The sequence below is a fragment of the Nostoc sp. FACHB-888 genome, from assembly GCF_014696655.1.
Classification (GTDB): domain Bacteria; phylum Cyanobacteriota; class Cyanobacteriia; order Cyanobacteriales; family Nostocaceae; genus Nostoc.
Map to the genome: position 1 here is coordinate 1 of NZ_JACJQM010000222.1, position 6,135 is coordinate 6,135.

The 6,135-nt window shown below is 40.1% G+C and carries 6 protein-coding genes and 1 pseudogene; 6 read left to right on the forward strand and 1 reads right to left on the reverse strand.

All coding sequences use genetic code 11. The features are described from left to right. The first annotated feature begins 67 nt into the window (after positions 1-67). From H6G26_RS37215 to H6G26_RS37225, 3 genes are all read left to right on the forward strand, one after another. Positions 68-358 (forward strand): hypothetical protein, encoded by a 291-nt coding sequence (locus H6G26_RS37215; protein WP_190736572.1) that lies wholly within the window; start codon positions 68-70, stop codon positions 356-358. Positions 359-507: 149 nt separating this feature from the next. Further along, a complete protein-coding gene (locus tag H6G26_RS37220; protein WP_190736574.1) occupies positions 508-786 on the forward strand; it encodes a rhodanese-like domain-containing protein in 279 nt (92 codons plus the stop codon). Positions 787-831: 45 nt separating this feature from the next. Beyond that, on the forward strand, positions 832-1,572 hold the full coding sequence (locus H6G26_RS37225; RefSeq protein ID WP_190736576.1) for a DUF475 domain-containing protein: 741 nt from the start codon (positions 832-834) through the stop codon (positions 1,570-1,572). A 321-nt stretch (positions 1,573-1,893) separates the two neighbouring features. On the opposite strand, the gene H6G26_RS37230 is transcribed toward H6G26_RS37225, so the two are convergent. Beyond that, a complete protein-coding gene (locus tag H6G26_RS37230; protein WP_190736578.1) occupies positions 1,894-2,562 on the reverse strand; it encodes a hypothetical protein in 669 nt (222 codons plus the stop codon). Between the two features lie 790 nt (positions 2,563-3,352). On the opposite strand from H6G26_RS37230, the gene H6G26_RS37235 reads away from it, so the two are divergent. The 3 genes and pseudogenes from H6G26_RS37235 to H6G26_RS37245 form a co-directional block, all read left to right on the forward strand. Then, the gene (locus H6G26_RS37235) at positions 3,353-3,940 is read left to right on the forward strand and encodes a hypothetical protein (protein WP_190736580.1); all 588 of its coding nucleotides are present in this window, start codon (positions 3,353-3,355) and stop codon (positions 3,938-3,940) included. Between the two features lie 78 nt (positions 3,941-4,018). Beyond that, positions 4,019-4,339, forward strand: coding sequence for a hypothetical protein (locus tag H6G26_RS37240; protein WP_190736582.1), 321 nt, complete (start codon positions 4,019-4,021; stop codon positions 4,337-4,339). A gap of 18 nt (positions 4,340-4,357) precedes the next feature. Then, positions 4,358-6,135, forward strand: a pseudogene (locus tag H6G26_RS37245) (hypothetical protein); the annotation flags it as partial.

Here is a 6,135-nt window from a genome sequence, read left to right on the forward strand (position 1 = left end):
ACTGTTACTAATTTCAGCAATGTTCTCTGAGTACACCGTCACCTTTTAGTACATAACTACTATAAAAATGCGATCGCCCTGTGCCAGTTGCGTAAGTCCTGATGGTCAGCAAGTGTTCTGCGTTTCAACCTTAGTGCATCCGAATACTGCTTGTGCTGCTGGAATTGGGACAGGAATGATCGCGGAATTATTGCTTTCTGGGGTAATAAGAAAACCAGGCGTTTGGTCTCCAGAACAAGCGGTATCAACTTCCCTGTTTGAAGCAGCAATGCAGAGCCGAGGCGTTGAAATTCAGCAACAGTTATTCCCCACCCCGAGCCGCCATCCATTTGAAGTCCCTTCTGCTGTATTTCATTAATTTGCCATGTTATCAACCTCGTTTCTTGTTGCATTTTCAATGACTTGTCTGGCTCTGTATGTTGTCAATGTTGCAAAAGAAGAGATGCTTAGAATCTTTGCAGCAATCGTGGCAATGCTTGGCTTCTTTTTCAGTTTAGTGCTAGCGCCTTGGCTGGTGCAAGCTTTGATGCTGATTTTTATTTTATTCTGGCGATACCTTTTGCATCCTTCATCTCCTTCTTAGGAAAAACAGCGAACATGTTCAATAAAGCTTACTTTTCAGTTTTTAATGATTCACGCTCATGGTGTTTATCGGGAGAGCGAAGCTTTAAAGTGGCGCAAAAATTGATTCAACGCGGTTATTGTGATGTTTATGTTCTCAAAGGCGGAGTAATGGCATGGCAAAGGGCGGGGTATATGACCCAGCTAATGAAACTTCCTGCCTAATCTCTGGGATTCTATTGCATTTACTTCAAAGGTGAAATCAAATTCATGCTGGATGAAATTTTCAATTCTCCATTCAACATTGGAGTCGAAACGCTTTCGGTGCTGCTTCTACTTGTGGCGATGGAGGCAGTCTTGTCAGCTGATAATGCGATCGCACTTGCAGCATTGACCCAAAGATTACAACACCCAGCCCTAGAACGACGCGCCTTGAACATTGGACTCGCAATTGCATATCTTCTCCGAATGATTTTGATTGTAAGCGCAACTTGGATTGTTCAATTCTGGCAAGTTGAACTTGCAGGAGCGCTTTATCTCTTGTGGTTAGCTTGGCAGTATTTCACAAGAAAACAATCAGACGGGAACTATCTTCCCACTCCAGCTCGATCCCTTTGGCAAATGATTCCCTTGATTGCTTTGACGGATCTTGCCTTTTCCTTAGATAGTGTGACGACTGCGATCGCGATTTCTCAGGAACTTTGGCTAATTGTTTTGGGCGGTACGATCGGAATTGTGGCGCTGCGGTTTCTGGCTGGGTTGTTCATTCGATGGTTAGAAGAATTCACCCATTTATCAGATGCAGGGTATGTTGCGGTTGCTTTGGTTGGATTGCGGTTATTATTGCGGGTAATCAATCCTGACGGCGTACCACCAGAATGGGTAATGGTAACTCTGATTGCTTTGTTGTTTGCGTGGGGATTCTCTCGCCGCATTCAGAAGCCCTTACAGAATTCAATTGACAAAGCTGAAATCACAGAAGCCTCGTTCAAATCTTTGCAAAAATCTTAATTTTTCAACTTAGATTTTGCAAAAATTGAAGGAGAGAACATCCAATTAGAACAACTTTTGATTATCATTTATCACAGCCCCATCGTCACGGCAGGGTGTTGGGGGTTGGGTTGCAGGTTCGGAAAAAATCAAAAAAATTAGAAACAAAGTGTGAACATTCATAATTTTCTTCGTCACGAACCTGCAACCCTACACCCCACACCCAAAAGCCTTATAAACAATGGATTTAGCGTTATCTTAGTGCCATTCGGGAAAGGGATTTAAACCCTTTCCCCCTTTCCCCAGTAACCTTTACCCCGCTTTCGTCACGAAAGCGAACTACTAGAATCCTTTTTTCCACTTGTCTAGTGTTGGACAAGTTGACCCCGTAGGTAATAGTCCATTGGATGACACACCAAAATTTCTGAGAGAGGTTAACTCTGACTCAGCATTTCCTATTACTGCACTTAGTATTTTTTGTTTTTCTTGTTTGTTAATTACCTCAGTTTTTGAATCTTTTGGTAGATTGGCATTCGCTTTTTTTAACGTAAACTCAGAAACTCTATAAAAATTTTCCTCTCCTGGTTGACCTAAGCTTACGCAACCTCTGGATTTTACAAACAATCCTGTGATTTGAAGACTTGGTGAAAGATCGGGCTTATTTACAAACTTCACCTCTTTAACTGGCCCCCAGACATAAGCAGGTTGAAAAAATCCCTTAGCTGGTTCGTTCTTGGTTTCATTGCAACCTTTATTGAGATCCTCATTCATTGTGACGCTAAGTTTCCCATCACCACAGACTTTCCAACTGACTCTGTGCAAATCAGGGGTGCTGTTTACATATTCTTGCACCTGCTTCTGTTTTGGGCTTTGCTCATCACTTGCCGCCGCATAAGCCTGTTTTAACTCATTCTCTGCCTGAGCAACCTTGTCCGCATTAGACTGGCAAGCTCCTAAGCATAGTCCTACACCTATTGAAATAAGTGCTGCAAATATTTTTCTTTTACTCATAAATACTCCAACAAATGATTATGAAAATTAATTTCCAATTTCCTTGCTTGACCAAATATCTACTTCTAACAAATGCTGAAGTACAAGCTGCAAGTATTACCAAAACAGAATTCAGGAGTCAGTCGTCAGGAGTCAGTATGAATTTTGTATGAGTGGCGAATAAACGGGTTTAAAATCTCCACAAAACTAGAATTTTTGGTGGTTTTAAATCAGTGGTGGGTCTGAATCCCCCACGCTCTTTATTCTGACTTCTGACTCCTGAATTCTGAATTCTTATTCAAACATATTTGTTCTACACATGCAATCAAGTTTTAACAGTTTTTAGTTATGATGCAAAACATGGTGAGGTATCGAAGGGAAAGTTCAATTTATGGAGAGCAGGGATACTTAAATCAATTCGCAATTCGCAATTCGCAATTCGCAATTCGCAATTACGTTTTGTAACGGGGATTTTAATTAGGCAGGGGACTTAAACCCCCATCACTTGTTAAAGCTAATTTAGATGTTTTACATCATAAAAATAGTCAATAGTCAATCCCCTATATTTGGCACTTACTGGAGATGTTGCACAAATATTTATACTAATTAATGATTAAGGATGTGAGTATATCAAGCACAAAGACAGATAATACAAGAAATAAATTTTTATCTACGTAGATTATTGCTGTTAGAAATGTTTATACAGTACTACAGTTCTGTTTTTTTCCGTACCAGAGTACGTGGATTTTGGGGTTGACTTATTTAAGAATGTGCCTATCCCTCAAGACATCGTTCAGGAGAACGAAAGCAGATGCGTACTGACTACGGATACACAGATTTTGCTGCTTCAGCAACAGGAACACTTTTACCTGACTCTAAGAATGACAGGGCGAAAAAAGGCACACTTACACTCATGGGTGTGACTGGTGTGTTGATGATAGCAGAGATGTCCGTCCACAATATATTGATGGGTGGATTTATGATTGCGTCCGCCATCGTCATTGCCTTGCCGAAACAGTCACAAGCATTATTTACTAACTTCGATAAACTACAACGAAAGTATGGAGTTAATCTCTATGCTGTGTTGTTTGCGCTGTTAGCAGTAATTTTTCTAATTGATTTTGCGGCGGCTCCAGCTAATGCTCAGTTTTTCAATAATGCTCAAACTTGGATGACCACCACTTTTGGTAATGCCAACAATGGACAAACATCAGAAGTTATCGAACTTTTTTTCAATGTATTGAGAGCTTTATTCCTATTATATGTTGGGATCAGTCTAGTTCAGATTATTCAGTCTGCCCGGAATGATGAAGATTGGCAGACATTAGCAAGAACTCCATTAATCATAGTTATGGCAGTTTTTATTGGAGATTTAATTACTGGTTTGATTGTTCAGTAAAAAGCTTTACGGGTTATCAGTTATTGATAAATACGCATTTGGATTAATAGCTGATAACTCTTTATTAAATCAATGAGTATGCCAAAAAAACATGATTTTCGGACAGTAAATCGAATTTTAGGAGAAAGACCAAGACTAGGGCCATTCCCTGCCGACCAAATATTTGCTTGGACATTAATAGCAGTAGTCAATGTATTTATCTTTAATTATCTACTGAAAACAAGTTGGTTAGGTACAGGATTAAGTATTGCTTGGGGATGGGCAACATGGTGGACAATTTCTACAAACAAAGACTTTTTTGGTAAGTTCGTCAGCGTCCCTCGGATTAGTAGGGGATATATGAGACATAAACCAATTCGCAATTCGCAATTCGCAATTCGCAATTTTGAAGATAATTAAATTTCAGTTATTAATGTTATGCCAAATTCTTCTAAGAAAGTTAAAGATAAATTAGGTAAAGGAGCATTAAAAAACGAGCAGATTAGTGTTGTGAAAATGCTCACTCCCTTTGAAGATATTATTCATTTAGCGGGTATTTGCGACCTCAACTTAGGAGGTAGGCAGGGCGTAGGCGCATTAATTCTCAAGAAAGGTGAAAATATTCAAATCAAATTCTGCTTTGATTGTTTAGGGATTCATCCGAATTTAGAATCATCGCAAATGCTGCCTATCTTTGAGGGGATAGAAGCGGGGCTAAAAGAAATTCCCGAAGGGGAAAACTTAACAATACATTTAGGTTCTTTTACGTCTGATTATCACCGACAAGAAGAACTGTCCAAGCTAGAGAGTAATTGTCAGATTGACCAATTAAAATTGTTAATACGTAGTGAAAGATTAAGGACTAAAAAACTAACCCAAAGTGGAGCTAGGAAGAATAAGTTTTTGAGACTCTGGTGTACTTACACTGTTATTGATGACGATGAACGGTCTAAGGATTTTATAGAATCTCTGATTAGAAAATTAGAAAAGGGCTGGTTTCGCTTTACAGGTGAAATTCACGCCCATAACAATACTAGAATTGAAAATATTCTGCAAAATTCATTTAACGATGGATTTTTACAGTGGTCAGCTATCCTGGGCAACAAGATGAAGTTGGGGATTAGGGTTTTAAGTGCTGAAGAAATTTGGTCAACAATTTGGCAACAGCTTAATCGCTCTACTCCCCCGGCAATCCCTAATCCATTAAAAATTGACCCAATAGATGGAATAGTAGAAACTCAGACGAGCGATTTTCACATCCGCCACCAGATGTTAGAGAATGAGGAGTCTGTGCCATTTTTCGATAGAAAATGGGTAAAACTACAAAATAAATATATTGGGGCGCTCAACTTCAGCCAAAAGCCAGGGGGGTGGTATGACGAACAAGCCCAACTGCGATATCTATGGGAATTAATCTCTAGAGATAGTATTTATGATACAGAAATTATTTGTCAGGTAACAAAGGCAAATCAAGCTATCTCTAAAACAAATCTTCAACGCATTACCAAGCAATCAATTACCAGCACTTCTTTATCTACAGATAAAGGAAATATTGATGTCAAATCGGGGATGAATATTGAAGAAGCGGTAGAGGCGCAGAAGACAATATATAAAGGTAGTGTAGTAGTGCATACCGCAGTTGCTTTTCTCGTCCACCGCAAGAGTACAAGAGAATTAGATGAGGCTTGCCGTTACCTTGCCAGCTATTTCTTGCGTCCGGCAGTAGTAGATCGGGAGATAGAATACGCTTGGAAGACATGGTTGCAGTGTTGCCCATTTGTTTGGGAGCCGTTGTTAACCAAGCCTTTTAACCGCCGACTGCCATATTTTAGTTCGGAAGCACCAGGGCTGATGCCATTGATCAGGACTGCTACAGGCGATCGCACTGGCTTTGAGTTAATCGCAGAAGAAGGCGGCACACCAGTACATCTAGACTTGTACCAAAACCACAAGAATTTGGCAGTCTTCGGCGCAACTCGTTCAGGGAAATCTGTACTGGTGGCAGGTATTCTTACCCCGGCGCTTGCACAAAATATTCCGGTAGTGGCACTAGACTATCCCAAACCAGACGGTACATCCACTTTCACTGACTACACTAATCTACTTGGTGAAGATGGTGCTTACTTTGACATCTCCAAAGAATCAAACAATCTTTTTGAACTTCCTGATTTGCGCTCTCTGGATGCAGAACTGAGAAATGAGCGATTGAACGATTT

Coding starts and splice junctions, on each gene's coding strand:
- H6G26_RS37215 (WP_190736572.1), top strand. CDS start 68: ATGCGATCGCCCTGTGCCAGTTGCGTAAGTCCTGATGGTCAGCAAGTG.
- H6G26_RS37225 (WP_190736576.1), top strand. CDS start 832: ATGCTGGATGAAATTTTCAATTCTCCATTCAACATTGGAGTCGAAACG.
- H6G26_RS37230 (WP_190736578.1), bottom strand. CDS start 2,562: ATGAGTAAAAGAAAAATATTTGCAGCACTTATTTCAATAGGTGTAGGA.
- H6G26_RS37235 (WP_190736580.1), top strand. CDS start 3,353: ATGCGTACTGACTACGGATACACAGATTTTGCTGCTTCAGCAACAGGA.
- H6G26_RS37240 (WP_190736582.1), top strand. CDS start 4,019: ATGCCAAAAAAACATGATTTTCGGACAGTAAATCGAATTTTAGGAGAA.